The sequence below is a fragment of the Acinetobacter sp. 102 genome (genome assembly GCF_037028485.1).
GTDB lineage: Bacteria > Pseudomonadota > Gammaproteobacteria > Pseudomonadales > Moraxellaceae > Acinetobacter > Acinetobacter higginsii.
Genome location: NZ_JAZEZK010000002.1, coordinates 138055 through 157350, shown reverse-complemented (window position 1 = coordinate 157350; position 19296 = coordinate 138055). Strand labels below are relative to the sequence as shown.

Below are 19296 nucleotides of genomic sequence, written 5' to 3'. Positions count from 1 at the left end.
AGCTCACAAGGTTGAACAGAAAGGTAATCCAATGAAAGCCCAAGCCCTATCAATAGAGAGTGAACCACTAGCGACTGCTCCTGATTGTAAGGCACTTTTTACGGGATTTATGAAATTGGGATTGATGGGTTTTGGTGGCGTGCTGCCACTGGCACATCGCATTATCGTTGAAGAACATAAATGGATTGATGCAGGCAAATTTACCGACTTGCTTGGTGTGTGCCAGTTATTGCCAGGCGGTAACATCATCAATATGGCTGTTGCTATTGGCATGGAATTCCAAGGCGTGAAAGGTGCGATCAGCTCAGTTCTCGGTTTAATCTCTGCCCCGACTGCAATTGTACTGATCATCTATCAGGTCTATGAGCATTTTCAGTACCTCCCCGCAGTCAAACACATGATTCAAGGTTTGGCCGCTGCTGCCGCAGGCTTGCTATTTGCGACAGGATTTAAGATGCTCAAGCCAATTTTAAAAAGCTATCTGACCATTTTCACCATTGGCCTGACCTTCGTGTTTATGATCTGGATCAAGCTACCGTTGGCACTGACTTTAGCGATTTTACTGGCGATTAATATGCTGGTTCTAGGAGTGAAAAAATCATGATCTTGGTCACCCTTGCTGTCGTATTTACTCAGCTTTCGCTACTGGCTTTTGGCGGTGGTAATGCCATCCTGCCTGAAATGCAGCACCAAGTGGTAACGGTGCATCAATGGATGAGTGCAGAACAGTTTAGTTCGCTGTTTGCCATGGCACAGGCTGCTCCAGGCCCGAATATGATGATTGTACCTTTGGTCGGTTGGCATGTCGCAGGTCCTGCAGGTTTATTGGTGACTTCACTGGCGAAGTTCGGTCCATCTTCAATCATCACCATTTATGCACTGAAATTCTGGGAACGCTTTAAAGCCAATCCATTACGGGCACGTTTTGAAAAAGCCTTGAAACCGATTACTGTAGGTTTAGTTCTGGTCAGTGCATGGTTGATTGCCGATGCTTCTGCACAGAACCTGCTCTTGGTCATCATCGTGATTTTGACAGCCATCCTCGGCATGTTTAAAAAAATTCATCCACTTTGGGTCATGGCCGCAGGCGCAGGGCTTGGAATCGCCTTCCTTTAAAAGGGCAATAAAAAACCTGCTTGATGCAGGTTTTTTATTAGATCTCGCATTACCAGATATTAACCCGTTTTTCAGGCGCTAAATACATTTTATCTCCCGCTTTGATCTTGAAAGCATCATAGAACGGCGCTTGATTGACTAAAGCACCATTGGCGCGAACTTTATCTGGTGCGTGCGGATCAGTTTTTAAATACACAATTGCTTGTGCTTGACGGGTTTTGGCACGCCAAACTTGCGCCCAGCCCATATAAAAACGCTGCTCACCCGTACGCCCCTCGATCACAGGCGCAGCTTTGCCTGCTAATGAAATTTGATACGCTTTATAGGCAATCGATAGACCCGAGTTATCGGCAATATTTTCACCCAAGGTCAGTTCACCATTGACGTGATAGCCTGCAATCGGCTCATAGGCATTGTATTGTGCAACCAAAGCCTGTGTTTTGGCTTTAAACTTCTGATGATCTTGTTTGGTCCACCAATTGCGCATATTGCCCAATTCATCAAACTGACTGCCTTGATCATCAAAACCATGGCTAATCTCATGTCCAATGACACTGCCAATCCCACCATAATTCACCGCATCATCGGCATCGATATTAAAGAATGGCGGTTGCAAGATTGCGGCTGGGAATACAATTTCATTTGATGATGGATTGTAATAAGCATTCACGGTTTGAGGGGTCATAAACCATTCATCACGATCCACAGGCTTACCGAGCTTATCTAAATCATCTTGATGCTCAAATTCTCTGGCACGAATCACATTACCAATCAAATCACCATCTTTAATGTCCAGTGCTGAATAATCACGCCATTTGTTTGGATAACCAACTTTAATCGATAAGCTGGCTAATTTCTTTTTAGCCTGTACTTTAGTTTCAGGGCTCATCCAATCCAACTGGCTAATACTTTGATCATAAGCCTGTATCAAGTTTTGAACCAATGTATCCATGCGTTGTTTTTTCTCAGCAGAAAAATGTTTATCCACATAGATTTTGCCTAGACCATCGCCCAATACTGCATTCACGGTTTGTACACCACGCTTCCAGCGAACTTCTTGTTCTGCCACATCACGCAAGGTTTTGCCATAAAACTCAAAACTTTCATCCACAATAGCCTTGTGTAAAAAGGGTGAAAAATTACTGATCAAGTTCCATTTAAAATACGCTTTCCACACATTTAAAGGGGTTTTATTGATCACTGGATCAAGTGCTTTGAAATAACTTAATTGATGTACTTGGATGGTTTGAATTTTGTCTTTGACCCCGACTGTATTGAGATAACTATCCCAATCAAAGCTACGGCTTAACTTATTCAAATCTTTAAGTGAGTAAATATTATAGCGTTTAGATAAATCACGGTTCTGAACATTGCTCCACTGGATTTTTGCCAATTCTGTTTCGAGCTTGAGAATGTCTTGTGCATGCTGTGCTGCTTGCTGATCGCCAGACAGTTGCAGCATCCGCTCAATATGCTTCAGATATTTGGCGCGAGTTTCCACAAACTTCTGATCATCTTTTAGATAATAATCTCGATCTGGTAAACCCAAACGACGCTGCGCCAGACCTGCAATCATCACATCAGAGCGTTTCATATCTTGATCAATACTGATATCAAACGGCGTTCTAACCCCGATACGTGAGAAATGCCCCATTAATTGAGCAAGGTCTTGTTTGTTTTGAATCGCATCCACACCTGCCAATTCTTGCTTTAATGGTGTAATTCCCTGCGCTTCAATTGTTTTTTCATCCATAAAGCTGGCATATAGGCTGGAAACTTTTTGCTCTACTGTTCCTGTTGCCCATTTTTTTGTACTCAGTTCATCAACAATAGCATGTAACTGATTGGTCGATAGCTCATGTAATTCGTTGAATGCGCCCCAGCGTGATTTATCTGCTGGAATCTCAGTATCTTTTAACCATGTGCCATTCACATAGTTATAAAAGTCATCATTGGCAGGCACGCTTTGGTCGATATACTGTTGGTCTATGCCTGAAACTTTTTGTGTTGGGGAAGATTGAATTGCTTGATCTGCCCATACAGTTGCAGTAAAGGCAGTCAGTGCAAGCGCCAATGCACTTTTGAGCAATATAGGTTTCATGATTTATCCTATTTATTTAGGTTCTAAGTGATACAAGAGAGAAATGAAAGATCATTAATTTTATCAAGCGACTATAGTGAAGTACTTTGATCAAATAAAGTCATTTTCGTTGCAATATATATTCACTTTTCACATAAAAACCACAAACTCGCTAAAACCTTTGGCAATAAAACAAGCCTTAGCATCGAGCCAAGGCTTGTTTTATTAACTAACTAAACGATTAATCCAAAGTTTTTTCAAAAGCTTTAAGACGCTTATAAATGGATAATAATTCAATAATCGTTGGCCATGATGTAATCAGGTATTGAAAGGACTTTCTCACTTGTTGGAATACATTCAGAATTTGCATCATGATTCCTAAAGTAACAGCACCCGCTGCAATTGAAGGCGCAAGTATAAAAATCCCATATAAATTATCTAATTGTAGGTACCAAATACGCACTAAATTAAAATAGGTATAATGAAAGTACAGTTTAAAATAATTCAAACGAACCTTGCTAAAAAGCTCTTTTAGAGTCAAAGGATCGGCTCGATTTGCATGATCTTCTCCATAAACTAACTCTTTACGATATGCAGCCTCAACTTTTTGATTATTAAACTCTAAACCAGGAAGCTTATATCCAACCAACATCAAAACAACTGTCCCGAAGATTGCCCAACCTAAAGCCGCAATCATTAACGCATGGGGAATTTCTCCAACGACTGGTAAAACCTTTACATGAACTGAGAGTTGCAACAAGATTGGCAAAAAGGCAATCAGTGTCATGATTGCTTCAATAAAACTGACTCCTAAACTTTCTGAAGTTTTTGCAAAACGCATCGTGTCTTCTTGTACACGCTGTGAAGCACCTTCAATATGACGGAGTCTATCCCAGAATTGGGTATAGTATTCATTCATCGCTGTACGCCAGCGGAATATATAATGACTGACAAAAAATAAATTCAGGACCGCAATGGTGACATAGACCATAGCAATAAAGATAAAAGTCAGCATCTCAGTATAAAGTAGATTAAGTTCTCCCCCTCCACTAGATACCATTTTCTGAATTAAATTATAAAAAGGTTGATACCAAGCATTGATAACTACATCAACCTGAACACTAAACCAGATATTAAATAGGATAAAAGCTGAGCCCCAAATCGACCAGGCTTGCCATTTATTGTCGGAGAATATCCGCCAAAAAACTGCAAATAATGCTGTTGCGATAAAAAACCAAATATAAAACCAAAGAAACGAAGGTGCCCAGAAGCGACTTACATCAATCGGTAGTTCAGCATCAGCATAACCTTTGGCAAAACCAAGATATTCGCCCCAACTATGCCCACCGGTGTACCACAGCAACATATTGAGGGATAACCATACGATGACAGAAATAAAAAACAAACGTGGGTTGGGAAAGAAAGACTTAAACATCTGTTTAACAATCCTTGTTAGGTAGCGACTCATTTGACTAGGTCATCCTATGACCTGAAACTTAAAACTGTCTGATAAAAAAGTTTGATGATTTGTAGTTATTTACCTGTTTTTTTCTCTTTTTAATAGCTTTTTGTAGATGATTTACAATTTGTTTTTGCCCAAATATAAGTTTAGTAAATGGACTCAAGTACTTAAGTCCATTATAAGGTTCATAAAATAAAGGTTTAACGTGGCGCTGAGGTACTCATTTTTAAGGCAATATCCTGTTGCTCGCTTTGCGTTGGGAAGCTCTTGCTTTGAATTGCCCATTGAATTTCAGCGAGTTTTTCATTGGCAGCATCCACTCCTGCCTGCATAGTCATCTCTCGACCTTTGACATCAAAGATATGCGCTTTTTCACGCAGATCAGGTTGAATTACAATATCAGCCTCTTTAAGTTCCTCTTCGGCCAAACGTCCTTGCATGATATTGATATTTTGGTTGAACAAGCCCCAGACATTACTGGTTTCAGTATGAATCGGCTGAGCCAAGATATCCACGGCGATGACCACATCCGCCCCCAATTCACGTGCGACCTGTACAGGCACGGGGCTGACTAAACCACCATCGACATACTCAACATCATGAATCTTGGTCGGTACAAACATACTTGGAATTGATGCAGAAGCGCGTACCGCCTGCCCAGTATTGCCATAATTAAATACAGTTCGGGTACCGTCTTTTAATTCGGTCGCCACCACATACATTGGGATTTTCATTTTTTCTAATGGCAGGTTATGCACTTGCTCGTTGATATAGTCTTCCACTTTTTTGCCATCAAAAAACCCCTTTAGACTGACATTGACTTCGCGTACATCATTGGCTTTGAGCTTTAAGGCAATATCGCGTAATTCAGCAGGACTTTTACCACTAGCATAAATTGAACCGACAATACTGCCAGCACTGGTGCCCACGATAAAATCTGGACGAATGCCTTGCTGCTCTAATACTTCAATCACGCCAATATGGGCATAACCACGCGCGCCACCACTGCCCAACACCAATGCAATCACAGGACGTTTGTGCTGTTGTTTTATGGCATTAAAGGGTTGGTTTACAGCTTGAGCTTGGGCATCTTCAATGACAGGTTTCAAATGTGATGTGTTTTGGCAACCAGCCAAAACTGCCATTGAAAGACCCAACATCCATAATTTAAGCTGTTTCATACGCAACAATTGCCATATTTACGATATTTCTTGACTAAATTTTAGCGTTTGCCAAGCCTAAATGCTGTATCAATTTTTTGTATTTTTCATAAAAACTTCATAAAAAAAGCTCCTCGAAAGGAGCTTTTTAAGATGACTCAACTTGAGTTAAATCAAATTACCAAATATCAGAGTCGACTCTTTTCTTCAGCTCTGGATAATTATCAATCTTAAACTCAGGTTCTTTAATACCTTTCTTAAGCTGCGAGGTATAGTCTTTTAACAAAGTCCGCGCCATTGGCGTTAACAGCAAGATTGCGATCAAGTTAATCGTTGCCATGATACCCATGAACAAGTCAGCCATTGACCAAACCAGTGGCACACTACCGATCGCACCGAAATACACCATCACCAATACAAAGATTCGGAAGATGAACATTACTTTCGGATTGTTATTAATAAACTGCACATTACTTTCTGCATAAGCATAGTTACCTAGAACAGCTGAGTAACAGAATAAGAATAACAAGATCGCAAGGAAATCACCGCCCCAGCTACCCACTTGTGTCTCTAGTGCACGCTGTGTCAGTTCAACACCAACAAAGCCCGCATCGTGGTAAACACCCGACACCAAGATAATAATCGCAGTACTGGTACATACAATAAAGGTATCTACGAATACACCGAGCATTTGCACCAAACCTTGGTTCACTGGATGTTTTACATCAGATGCTGCTGCCGCATTCGGTGCAGAACCCATACCCGCTTCGTTTGAGAACAAACCACGCTTGATCCCTTGCATCATTGCCATCGAGATCATTGCACCAAAGAAACCTCCTGCTGCCGCATTAAACTGGAATGCTTCAGTGAAGATCAGTTTGAAGATACCTGGAAGAAGTTCGTAATTGCTAATTGCAATATACATCGCCACTGCTAAATACAGACCCGCTTTTAATGGGACAAACATTTCTGCAAATTTAGCGATACGTTTGATACCACCAAAAATTGCCAATGCAACCATCACCACAAGCGCAAGACCAACCCATGAAATTTCTAAATCAACACCGCCTAAGTGAGCGATGAGATTCGCTTTATCCCAACCCCAAGCGTGAGAAGAAGCATTAGCAATCGCATTGATTTGGACTGAGTTAAATACAAAACCATAGGTAAAGATCAGTGCAAGTGCGAAGATCACACCAAAGGTTTTGCTACGTAAGCCTTGAGTAATATAATAAGCTGGTCCACCACGGAATTGCTTACTGTTACTGTCTCTGACTTTAAACAACTGTGCGAGTGAAGATTCGATAAATGCTGAGCTCATCCCGAGAATCGCAGTAAACCACATCCAAAACACGGCACCCGGTCCACCAATCGCGATCGCGATTGCAACACCCGCAATATTACCTACACCAACACGACTTGCTAACCCCGTTACAAAAGCCTGAAAAGGTGTAAGTCCATGTGAATCTTTCTCTTCACCTTTGCTGCGACTGCTCTTCATCACCTTGATACTGTGGAAGAACATTCTGATTTGGACAGCTTTCGTTGCAATGGTATAGAAAATACCAACTGCAAGCAGGAAAACAACGAGAAAGTCCCATAAAGGATCATTGAAAAAACTTACCCAAGCCATCAGGGTGTCATTTAATTTTTCATTCATCACTTATTCGCTTTTAAATATTTTATGTACATCCGTACATATACGATAACAATGGATGAATCAAAAAAGCCCCGCTTGGGGCTTTTGATCCGACTTAGGCAAAGAATTTCAAAATTAATTGAATTACTGTTGCGTTAATTAAATCAACGAAGAACGCACCACAAAGCGGAACAATCAAGAAGGCTTTATGAGATGGTCCGTACATATTGGTAATCGCTTGCATGTTTGCAACTGCAGTTGGTGTTGCCCCCATACCAAAACCACAGTGACCTGCCGCCAATACCGCTGCATCGTAGTTTTTACCCATGACGCGGAAGGTAATAAACGCAGCATATAATGCCATCGTAATGGTTTGCGCACCTAAAATAACGACAAGTGGACCAGCCAAATCTGCCAACTGCCATAATTTTAATGAAAGCAATGCCATTGCAAGATAAAGCGATAATGATGCATTACCAAATACATCAATTGCACGGTCAAAGATATCTACTTTTAATACGCTTTCTAAGATATTACGTAAGATCACACCTCCGCCAAGCGCCCAAACGAATGTTGGTAACTCGAACCAAGTGCCCTTACTGAAACCTGTCATGAATTCTGCAAATGCCAAACACGCAGCAAACATACCCAAAGTCGTAATCGCATTATCAGCCGTAATTAAACGAACCTGATGTGGATTTTCAAATGGCGCCAGCTCGTCTGGATGTTGATCTAAATGCGTATCGCGATTTTTGATTTCAGCTGGAGTCTGTGCTTGAGCAAGGCTATAACGGTTAATCAACAACTTCGCCAATGGACCACCGATAATACCACCGATAATCAGACCGAAAGTTGCACTCGCCATACCCAAAGCTAACGCACCTTGAATCCCATGCTGAGTCTCAAGAATTTCACCCCACGCACCAGCAGTACCGTGACCACCTGTCAATGTAATTGAACCTGCAATCAAACCCACCAAAGGATCAATACCCAATAGGGTTGCAAGGCTCATACCGACAGCGTTCTGTACCACAATAAAAGAGGCGACACAGACCAAGAAGATCACTAAACCAATACCGCCTTCTTTGAGCTTCATGAAGTTAGCACTTAAGCCAATCGAAGCGAAGAAGATCAACATAAAACTGGTTTGTAATTCACTACTAAAAACAATACTGTAACCCCAAAGTGAGTGTACAAGTAGTGAAAGTACCGCTGCAACCAAACCACCAGCCACAGGCTCAGGAATGTTATAGCGTTTTAAGAAGTCAATTTTATTAACGAGCAAACGTCCTAATAACAAGACGATGACCGCCGAAATTAGGGTATAGAAACCATTAAAAGTAAATTCCATATCTTCTTCCGTTTATTTTATTCGTTCTACCGATGATTTTTTCACCACTTTGGAACGCATAAAATAGTAACTCTCAAAATGAGTGAAAACTCAATCAACTTAATAAAAAGCATACAGTTCTAAGCAAGAACTAAGGCCTGTTTCGTTGATCAGTTTTCACGGATGATTTACACCTACTGGATAGGTGGCTTAGAAGTTATAGCGAGCCATGGCCCCTACACGATTATCCTTACCTTTTTGTCCATCAAAGGTCTTACGTTCACCATAGACATACTCTAGACCAAACGTAATCGGTGTAACTGGCGAATACATGATATTCCACCAACCTTGTTGCAAAGTTTTGTTCTGTGCAGCATCTTTTGCGATCACAGCCTGCTTAGCAAAGTCATTACTGTCATCAGCAAACATTGCACCATAAGCCAAAGTACTACGCAGTTTAGGATTAATTTGATAAGTTGCACCGACCGTCAGCGCATCGAACTCATTCAAATTTAGACCGAAGTTATTTGGATTTACGTTGTAAGCATTGTTGGTATACAACAAGAATTTACTATCGCCCTTCACATGCGAATAGTCGATCATCGCCTGCAACGCATCGGTGAACTTATATTTTGCACCGACCGCGACACCCCAGCCCAATTCTGAATCATTGGCACTGAGTTGTTTGTCATTATTATAAGCAGCTCGACTGCGTGCTTCAGTAATCAATGCACGTGCCGAACTTGTGCCCTTGCCTTCAGCAAAATCATATTTTAATTTTGAAGTTAAAGCAGGTGCTCGGTTATCGTCATTGCCTTTTTCCAAAGCAACAAAATAATGTGTCGTTGGATTAAATGCACCACTATAACGGACCATTGGCGTACGGTAAGTCCCGATTCCCAAAGGCGAGTTAAAATCAAGCATTTCTGGCTGTAAGTCAGTTGCCAAGAAAGTTGAGGTGGTTTGACCAAATAGCCAGTCATTCATTGTTAAATAAGCATGGCGAATACGAATGGTGTCATTGCTACTACCACCACGGAAATCGACTTCTAACTTACCACCCACTTCAGCGCCTTCGACTGGTGCTTTAAAATCAAGCCCCAAACGGGTAACCGTTGCAGTGCTGTAGAAGCGATCACTGTTCTTTTCAGCGCCTTCTAAATCAACCTTATTGATGCGGTTAAAGATCCCGTCACCACCTTTAGATTGATAAGAAGCATCACCACGTAAGAAACCGTGTAATTTAACTTCTGCACCAGAAGCAGTGTTAAACACCAATTGCGACTTTTTAGGAACAGCGGGTGCTACAGCTACATTTGCAGGGTGATCTGGGTGTGTTTCTTTAAAATTAGAATGTTCCTGTACAGGAGCAAGGTCATTTTTTTGTTTTGCTTGGGGAACATATTGCTGTAATAAAGCTTTTAATTCCTTCACTTCATCACGAAGTTGTTGAATCTGTTCTTGCTCACTAGCAGCGTGTGCGTTGTTCATCATTAAGGCAGCAACAGTGATTGCTAAACCTTGTAGTACGAACGGCTTACGGATGAGAGATACACTCATGAGAAGCTCCTTGTATCTGTGTATATTTCAACATTTTCTAGCGGCATAAAATTGGATAAATTTGCTATGCCTAGAATAGAAAATTCCCCTCACCTTATCAGTAAGGAAAGCCCAATCAGTTTTTTAAAAAGGGCGTATTATGCATAAATTTCGAATATTGTGTGTACTTTTTATTTAAGGAGTTCTCATCATTTTCGCGTGAATAAAAAAATAGTTTTTCGATTTCATTATGTTACTAATAGTTTTCTTTTTCACACAAACCAAACAAAACATATAAAACATACTACAACATATCATAAAGCTTTCTTTTTATGGTTATTTTTTACACACCGCTAAAGTTGTATGTGAAAAACTATCTGCAAAAACCATTTATTGATTTATAGTCAGCACACATTAAAAGATCAAAATGATGAGGAGTTTTTTATGAACACGGAACAAGTCCGCTATGTAGATGAAGCGATTACGTCTCGTCATTCAGTCCGTGCATTTTTAGATACCCCTGTCGAAACACAAACCATCAAAGATATTTTAGCGGTAGCAAGTCGTGCGCCTTCTGGCACCAATGTTCAGCCTTGGAAAGTCTATGTGGTGACAGGGCAAAAACGTGCAGAGATGATTGATCGTGTTTGCACTGCCCAAATTGAACTGCTACAAAAACCTGAACTTGCAGCACAATATCAAGAGACTTTTGCCTATTATCCTGCAACTTGGATTTCACCGTTCATTGATCGTCGTCGTGCCAATGGTTGGGGTCTGTATGGTTTGCTGGGCATTCAAAAGGGCGAAAAAGAAAAAATGGCAGCACAACAATTGCGTAACTTTCAATTGTTCGATGCCCCCGTTGCTTTATATTTTACCGTGAATAAAGTCATGGGTATCGGCTCCAAAATGGATATTGCCATGATGATTCAAAATGTCATGGTGGCTGCTAAAGCGCGTGGCTTAGATACTTGCCCGCAAGCAGCATGGAATCATTTTCACCCAATCGTACTCGATATTCTGGGTGCGCCAGAAGATGAAGAACTGGTTTGTGCGGTGGCTTTAGGTCATGCCGACCCAGACCATATTGTGAATACCTTTATTACACCACGCGAGCCCGTTGAAAACTTTACGGTGTTTTTAGACTAGACTTGTAAATAAAGCAGTCTCTAAGCTGAGAGACTGCTTTGCTGTTTTCCTACTTTTAAAATGGCGAACAATCCCGCACTGGTAAATAACAGCATCATGATGCCCATGTTCAAAGATGCCTTCCACACCAAGAAGTTCAAGATAATCCCAGCCAACAGACCACAAGCAAATTGCATACTGCCCATAATGGCACTCGCCGTACCTGCACGTGCCCCTTGCTGAGACATCGCCAAAGCCATGGCATTCGGCCCTGTTAAACCAATTCCTGATACCACCAAGAATAAGCCTGACATTAGCAGTAATAGCGGTGCATCCGCCATCAATCCAGCAGTCAGCACAATCAATGCCCCAAAACATTGGATTAGACCACCCAAACGCAGGCGTTGGAAAATTCCCATTCGGGTATTCAGATGTTTATTCAGCGAGGACATCAACATAATCCCTGCTGCATTCAACGCAAATGCATATGAAAAATGTTGCTGAGACAATCCATATTGCCCCATAAATACTTCGGAAGCAGAGCTGATATAACAGAATAAAGCTGCGCCAGTTAAGCAGCCCGCAAACATTGGTACTCTAAAGCTCTCATCTTTGAGAATAGCAGCATAGAGTGTAGTCACTTGATAAGCCGATAATTTTAAACGGCGTTCAACAGGCAGTGACTCTTTAAAGAAGAAATGTACACAGAGCCAGCACATCACCCCAATCATCGATAAAGTGATAAAAATCGCTTGCCATGGAAAGAAATTAAGAATCCATGCACCAAAGATTGGCGCCAGAATCGGTGCCAGCCCCATCACAATCATCATGCTGGAAAAGGCTTGTGCAGAACCGTGCATATCCAGACGATCACGAATGGTTGCTCGCGCCATGACCACACCGACACAGCCACCTAAAGCTTGAAAGATACGAGCTGCAATCAAAGCCCACTCATTGCTTGCAAAGACACAGGCTAAACTGGCAATCGCATAAAGCCCCAAGCCAAAATATAATGGCTTTTTACGTCCAATACGGTCACTGACAGGTCCATAAATCAACTGTCCAATCGCCAGTCCCAAGAAATAAGCAGGTAAGGTATTGGCCACCATTTGTGTACTGACCCCAAACTCATCTGCCATTTGCGGCAAAGCGGGTAAATACATATCGATCGACAACGGCCCTAATGCGGTTAACAAAGCAAGCAACAAAATCCATGCTGTTGAATATTGACGCTGATTGGTTTGCTCTGCCTGCATAATGCTCTACTTTTCATGTTAATCACCATTCTAAGCTTAGCATCCTCAACATATTTGTGCATAATAAGAATCAGAAAATTGATTGCAGAATACAAAAAGGACAAACTTTGAATCCTTGGTTCGGACGTTTAAGACAAGCAACCTATAACACCACGTTTATGTATAACGTGCGTATGTTAATCGCCTTTACGGGGACTGCTTTTGTTCCCTATCTTTTAGATTATCAATTGGCAACGATTCCCTTAACACTCGGTGTCGTTGCCGCGGCCATTAGTGATATTGATGACCGCTTTTCTGTGCGCATCATGAACCTGATTTATACCTATATCGGGTTCTTCATTACAGCGGCTTCGGTTCAACTGTTATTCCCCTATCCGATCGCCTTTGCAATTGGATTAATCGCCTCTTGTATCGGCTGGATCTTATTGGGTTCTTTAGGTCGTCGCTATGCGACTATTGCCTATGGTTGTCTGGTCATTTCGGTCTATTCCATGTTGGGCGTACATTTATTTGAACAATGGTATCTGCAACCTGCTCTGCTTGTTGTCGGTGCGGCTTGGTATGGTTTACTGTCAACCATCAGCTTTCTATTGTTCCCCGTACGTAAAGTTCAAGATCAACTGGCTGCGTCCTATACTGCCTTAGGAAGTTTCTTATTCGCAAAATCAAACTTATTTGATGTGGATATGACCCCCTCTAGCTATCAACAAAGCATGATTGATATCGCCATGGAAAATGGCAAATTAGTAGCGATCTTTAACGATATGCGGATGTCGCTGTTGACACGATTAAAAGGTGACCGTGGACAAAAGGGAACTCGACGCAGTCTGCAATACTATTTTGTCGCTCAAGATATTCATGAGCGCGCCGATTCAGCACATATCGACTATCAAAAACTGGCCAAAGTGTTTCAACATAGTGACATTTTATTTCGCTTCCAAAGGATTTTATCTATTCAAGGCAAAGCCTGTCAGGATTTGGCTCAATCTATTTTAAGTCGTACCCGTTATGTGCATAACAAGCGCTTTAAGCATAGTTTTGAGAACTTGCGTCTATCATTAGAGAAACTGCGCAAAGATGGACACTATGATCAAGTCAGAATTAATGCCTTATTTGCACTTTATCAAAACCTCAAATCGATTGATGCACAATTACAAAACCTAGAAACAGAACGAAACCTGCAAAAGATCAATGCACAGCATACCGAAAGCCAGTTAAAAGATGATGATCTAAAAGGCTGGAATGACATCATGGTACGAGTGAAACAACATCTCACACCTGAGTCGGTATTGTTCCGTCATGCGGTACGTTTGTCGATCGTATTGTTTATTGGCTATCTATTTATTCAGCTTACTAATATTGCATATGGTTACTGGATTCTGCTCACCGCATTATTTGTATGCCAACCCAACTTCAATGCCACTAAACGACGTTTATATTTACGTATCGTCGGAACATTGGTCGGTATTATCGTTGGACTTGCCATCATCTATTTTATTCCTTCAATCGAAGGTCAATTGGTGATGTTGATTCTGAGCGGTGTGCTGTTTCTGGAGCTGCGTAGTAAGCAATATGCGCAAGCCACTGCATTCATTACCATCCTTGCGTTAATCAACTTTAATCTGGATGGCTCTGCATTCGCAGCGGGTCTACCCCGTTTTATTGATACTGTCATTGGCTGTGCCTTGGCATGGTTTGGTGTCAGTTTCATTTGGCCAGACTGGAAATTCCGTAGACTGCCGCGTTCGATTCAACGTTCTCTACAGGCGCAATGTAAATATCTTGCCGAGGTGGTAGAGCAGTATCATCAAGGTCGTAATAATGCGTTGAATTATCGCGTCGTTCGACGTGCCGCACACAATACCGATGCTGAAGTGGCTTCCCTGATTTCAACCATTGCAACTGAACCGAATATTGATGTGAATCAAAAAAGTTTAGCGTTTGAGTTTTTATGCCTGAGCCATACTTTTTTGAGCTACATCGCAGCTTTAGGTGCGCATCGAGAACAAATCCAAGATCAGGAAGTATTGGGCTTACTCGATCAGGCTTTGGATGACATTCAAGGTGCACTACTCAGAGATGAAGTTCCTGATTTATCAGCACAAAATCTGATGCAAACCATTCGTGACCGTCTCAGCCGCAATGAAGATAATGATCCAAAATCGCTGATCATTTTGCAGCAGCTTTCACTCATGCTCAGTGTGTTGACACGCTTAAGTATGCTGAAACAGAGTCTGAGCCATGAACCGAATGAAGATGGTACCGAATTTGCTTCACTTTAATGGCTGTTGTGATTGCAATAGCCGCCCATGATTCGCCATTGGCATAATATCTTTGCATGCCAATAGATGTTAAACTAAACCCAGTTATATACTCATTTTTTATACTATGACCGCCAAAACGCTATACGCTTATACGCTACAACCTGTTCCTTACGAAGTTTCTGAAGCTGAACAACGTCAAGCTCAACTGATGATTTGGCGTAGTACCAACAAATTCAGCCGCAAAGCATGGATGATTATGATTGCACTGGTTGTGCTCTCATTGGTTGCTGCAGGACTTATTAAATATTATTCAACCTACTCAACCGTGATTTGTTGGGTCGTGATTGTGAGTGTGGTGCTATTCTATTTGATCAAACGTTTTGGTCTGGAGTGGTACGTTAAACGCAAGATGACTGAATTCCCTGTACAGGAAATTAAAGGTCTACGTTTAGGCGTACAACCACACGGTATCGTGATGCGCCAAAAAATGGGTCTGCAAGAAGGTACTGCAACCATTGGTTGGAAAGACATTTACGAATGGTATAGTTCACCTGACTTTATTTTGGTGAACTTCAAGGTAAAAACAAAAGGTGAAGAACAACAAGGTGCCTATATTTTACCAAAGCGTATGGACTCGAAAAATTTCTCGTTCAATACCGTACGCAGACACCTCAATGAAACGGTTGGTGCACCTAAATCAATCTAATAGATTAATCACTATAAAAGACCTCTCGACATGAGAGGTTTTTTAATGCCCATTAAATAAATGAGAATCAAAATCAATATTACCTGCAAAATCCATATTATGTTCTTATTCTTGGGTTATAATTTTTTACATGAATTCCATTATCTTTCCATTCTTTGACCATGTTTAAAAAAGTTTTCTTCCAAATCCATTGGTTTTTAGGGATTACCGCGGGGCTTATTCTCTCTTTGATGGGAGTAACAGGTGCAATCTATTCATACGAACCACAGATTCTAAAATGGATCAACCAAGACAGCTATGTCGTTGAGGTTGCCCAAACACCGAAACTCACCCCTGCCCAACTGTATCAACATTTCAATCAACAACAACCCGAAATTGAAATTAACAGCATTACCATTGCCGCCGATCCCACCGAATCGTCAACCGTCAATATTAAAAAAGAAGGTGCGCGTCGTGGCTATAATATGATGGTCAACCCCTATACAGCGGCAGTATTACCTGAAGTTAAAGGGCGTGATACGCTGCAATTTATTCAGCGTTTACACCGTAATTTAACTGCTGGTGAATTTGGCGCACAGATTACTGGGGCATCGACCCTGATGCTCATTTTCTTTGTATTGAGTGGCATCTATCTGCGCTTTCCAAAGAAACATAGTTTTAAACAATGGTTGTTTATTAAACCGAAACTAAAAGGTCGTAATTTTATTTGGGATCTACATGCAGTGGTGGGAACCTGGGTAGTTGTGTTCTACCTACTATTTGCATGTACAGGTTTATATTGGTCTTATGACTGGTGGCGTGCTGGCATGTTCAAAGTCATGGGAGTTGAACAACCACAACGTAATCAACAAAATGAACGTGGTAAAGATAAACAACCAGAGCTAGAAAAAACGCAGATTAACACCATTCTGACGCAAACATGGACAGGCGTAAATGCACAGATTGGCCGTGAATATTCTAGCCTCACCTTAAATATTCCTAAACGTGATGATGCCAAGGTTGAACTTTCATTTGTCGATGCTATTCCACAACATGAGCGTGCACGCAACCAAGCGGTTTATAACTATCAAAACAATAAATTCGAAAAATTCGAACTCTATGAAGATAAAAAGCTCAATGAAAAAATCATGAGCAGCATGCTGCCAGTACATCGCGGTAGCTTCTTTGGTTCAACCTATCAATTTATTGCCATGTTGGCTTCATTAGCAATGCCACTGTTCTTTGTAACGGGTTGGATGCTCTATCTAAAACGTCGTAAACAGAAGAAATTAACTCAAGCGGCACGTCAGTCACTCGGCGCACAGCAGATTGATCCAAATGCTAAGCCTTGGCTGATTACTTATGCAACGCAAACTGGTGTGGCTGAACAATTGGCTTGGCGTACAGCGACCAGCTTACAAGAAGCACAACAGCCCACCACGGTTAAACCAATTCAGCAACTGACTGAGCAAGATCTATTACAAGCACCACAGGTTTTATTCGTAGTCAGTACCTATGGTACAGGTGAGGCACCTGATCTGGCCGCAAGTTTCAGCAAGAAACTGATGCAACAAAAGCTTGATCTTAGCCAAATGCAATATGCTGTACTGGCACTGGGTTCAAAAGAATATCTTGATAGTTATTGTAGCTTCGGCTATGCGGTAGATGCATGGTTAAAGCAATGCCATGCTCAACCATTATTCGACTTGATCGAAGTGGATAATGCCAATGCCACTGATATTCAGCGTTGGAATCAGGGCTTGTCTGCGGTAACCCAGCATGAGCTACATGCGATGAATATTGAGAAAGTATTTGATCAATGGACGCTAAGCGAACGCACCCTACTTAATCCAGATAGCTTAGGGCAGGCAGCTTATAATATCGAGCTGACCTCAGCATCTGACATGACCTGGCATGCGGGTGATATTGCAGAAATTCAACCTGCCAACAGTTTGACCGATATTCAGAATTTCTTGATCAAGTATCAAACCCCAGCACATAGTATCGTTAAATCATTGAAGCAAAATATTGAACAAGCGCTGTGGGATAGAAATCTGCGGGTTGAAATCCAGCCTTTTAGTACGCTTGAAGATTTACTGAAACAGTTGCCCACCCTACCCGCACGTGAATATTCGATTGCGAGTATTCCCTCTCAACAAGTACTAAGACTGGTGGTTCGCCAAAAACGTGATGAAAATGATCAACTCGGTCTTGGTTCTGGCTGGTTAACCGAATTTGCGCAACCCAAACAAAACATCGCCCTGCGTATTCGAACCAATGAATCATTCCATTTAATTGATGACAACCGCCCAATTATCTGTATTGGTAATGGTACTGGTATCGCAGGTCTCATGAGCTTGTTACAGCAACGTAATCGCCAAAATTACACTGCCAACTGGCTGATCTTTGGTGAACGTCAACGCGAACATGATTTCTTCTATCAAGAAACCATTCAAGCCTGGTTAAACATGGGAACACTACAGCGCCTGGATTTGGCTTTTTCGCGAGATCAAGAACAGCGCATCTATGTTCAGGACGTATTGCGCAACAATGCAGATGAACTGATCAAATGGGTTGAGCAAGGTGCTGTGATTTATGTCTGTGGTAGCATTGAAGGTATGGCTTCTGGTGTCGATCAGGCATTGATGGAAATTCTTAGCGAAGAAAAACTGGATGAGTTAAGACAAGCTGGTCGTTATCGCCGAGACGTTTATTAATTCTTCTCTATAAAAAAAAACGAGTGCTAGCCACTCGTTTTTTTATAAGACAATAAGAGGATTTGCCTTTCTCTGAATTTTGCATACACTTAGCACGGTTCAAATCGACACAATTAAGATTATGCAAATAAGTTCATGGGTTCGTATTATTTTAGCCCTTATCGGTTCAGTTCTGTTCTTAGATGGCGCAATTCTGATCGCTTTTAAAAAGATTCATATCGGAACCGTACTGCCGCTGCTACTTGGACTATTTTTCTGTCTCTATGCTTATTTCTATTATCATATTGAACGTTTCTTTTTCTATCATTTCCGCTTGCATTCAATCTGGCGCTTTGGCTGGCTCTGTTTCTGGATTTGGTTAGTTAGCTTAGGCTATTTCTTTGATTATCTGTCCGATAACAATGATAAAACTCAACATATCCCTGCGGTTAAAGCGATTATCGTACTAGGTAGTGGTGTAGAGAAAGGACAACCATCTGCAACACTCGCAAAACGTTTAGACCGTGCCGCCCCAATTGCTTTAGCTCAGCCTCAAGCAAAATTAGTCATGACAGGTGGTATTGATTTTGGTGAAACTGATAGCGAAGCCGTGGTGATGTCACGTTATGTACAACAACACTATCACCTTCCTGCATCACAAATCATTTTGGAAGATAAAAGCACCAGTACTGAGTTAAATCTCAAAAATAGTCAAACCTTATTGCAGGCACAACACATCAATATTCAGCAGCCAATTGCAATCGTGACCAGTGACTTCCATACCTTACGTGCCGCTGCCATTGCCAAGAAACAAGGCTACAGCAATATCACCATGCTTGGTGCAACCACACCTTTGGCAACACGTTATAACGCATGGTTAAGAGAATACTTTGCCTATGCGAGTGGCTGGATTTTAAATGAGTATTGATTGAGAGATTACC

Annotated in this window: 14 protein-coding genes; 7 read left to right on the top strand and 7 right to left on the bottom strand. The window is 41.5% G+C overall.

Annotation, left to right across the window (positions count from 1 at the left end; all coding sequences use genetic code 11):
• Positions 1-31: 31 nt before the first annotated feature.
• Both WA352_RS02975 and WA352_RS02970 read left to right on the top strand, forming a co-directional pair.
• Complete coding sequence (locus tag WA352_RS02975; RefSeq protein ID WP_004802971.1) at positions 32-604, top strand: chromate transporter; 573 nt, start codon at positions 32-34, stop codon at positions 602-604.
• Entirely contained in the window at positions 601-1116 is a 516-nt protein-coding gene (locus tag WA352_RS02970; RefSeq protein WP_005322602.1) for a chromate transporter, read from the top strand. The genes WA352_RS02975 and WA352_RS02970 overlap by 4 nt, the downstream gene beginning before the upstream one ends.
• 49 nt (positions 1117-1165) lie before the next feature.
• Here the strand turns inward: WA352_RS02970 and WA352_RS02965 are convergent, their stop codons facing one another.
• The 6 genes from WA352_RS02965 to WA352_RS02940 form a co-directional block, all read right to left on the bottom strand.
• Positions 1166-3217 (bottom strand): M13 family metallopeptidase, encoded by a 2052-nt coding sequence (locus tag WA352_RS02965; protein ID WP_336141232.1) that lies wholly within the window; start codon positions 3215-3217, stop codon positions 1166-1168.
• 220 nt (positions 3218-3437) lie between these two features.
• Entirely contained in the window at positions 3438-4631 is a 1194-nt protein-coding gene (gene sbmA / locus WA352_RS02960) for a peptide antibiotic transporter SbmA (protein WP_336141230.1), read from the bottom strand.
• Positions 4632-4858: 227 nt separating this feature from the next.
• Complete coding sequence (locus WA352_RS02955) at positions 4859-5839, bottom strand: patatin-like phospholipase family protein (protein WP_336141228.1); 981 nt, start codon at positions 5837-5839, stop codon at positions 4859-4861.
• Between the two features lie 157 nt (positions 5840-5996).
• Positions 5997-7478, bottom strand: coding sequence for an alanine/glycine:cation symporter family protein (locus WA352_RS02950; protein ID WP_004802963.1), 1482 nt, complete (start codon positions 7476-7478; stop codon positions 5997-5999).
• Positions 7479-7572: 94 nt separating this feature from the next.
• The gene (gene gltS / locus WA352_RS02945) at positions 7573-8808 is read right to left on the bottom strand and encodes a sodium/glutamate symporter (RefSeq protein WP_004802961.1); all 1236 of its coding nucleotides are present in this window, start codon (positions 8806-8808) and stop codon (positions 7573-7575) included.
• A gap of 189 nt (positions 8809-8997) precedes the next feature.
• Entirely contained in the window at positions 8998-10347 is a 1350-nt protein-coding gene (locus WA352_RS02940; RefSeq protein WP_004802959.1) for a DcaP family trimeric outer membrane transporter, read from the bottom strand.
• Positions 10348-10770: 423 nt separating this feature from the next.
• Between WA352_RS02940 and WA352_RS02935 the strand changes: the two genes are divergently transcribed.
• Positions 10771-11475: a nitroreductase gene (locus WA352_RS02935; protein ID WP_004802957.1), complete on the top strand. Its 705-nt coding sequence runs from the start codon at positions 10771-10773 to the stop codon at positions 11473-11475.
• 20 nt (positions 11476-11495) lie between these two features.
• On the opposite strand, the gene WA352_RS02930 is transcribed toward WA352_RS02935, so the two are convergent.
• Positions 11496-12710 (bottom strand): multidrug effflux MFS transporter, encoded by a 1215-nt coding sequence (locus WA352_RS02930; protein ID WP_336141222.1) that lies wholly within the window; start codon positions 12708-12710, stop codon positions 11496-11498.
• A 107-nt stretch (positions 12711-12817) separates the two neighbouring features.
• Here WA352_RS02930 and yccS point away from each other — a divergent pair, with 107 nt between their 5' ends.
• The 4 genes from yccS to WA352_RS02910 all read left to right on the top strand — a co-directional run bounded on the left by yccS (position 12818) and on the right by WA352_RS02910 (position 19283).
• Entirely contained in the window at positions 12818-14992 is a 2175-nt protein-coding gene (gene yccS / locus WA352_RS02925; protein WP_005206055.1) for a YccS family putative transporter, read from the top strand.
• Between the two features lie 106 nt (positions 14993-15098).
• Entirely contained in the window at positions 15099-15680 is a 582-nt protein-coding gene (locus tag WA352_RS02920) for a YcxB family protein (protein ID WP_004802952.1), read from the top strand.
• Between the two features lie 161 nt (positions 15681-15841).
• The gene (locus WA352_RS02915) at positions 15842-18376 is read left to right on the top strand and encodes a sulfite reductase flavoprotein subunit alpha (RefSeq protein ID WP_336141219.1); all 2535 of its coding nucleotides are present in this window, start codon (positions 15842-15844) and stop codon (positions 18374-18376) included.
• Between the two features lie 121 nt (positions 18377-18497).
• Positions 18498-19283, top strand: coding sequence for a YdcF family protein (locus WA352_RS02910; RefSeq protein WP_336141218.1), 786 nt, complete (start codon positions 18498-18500; stop codon positions 19281-19283).
• The last annotated feature ends 13 nt before the right edge of the window (positions 19284-19296 follow it).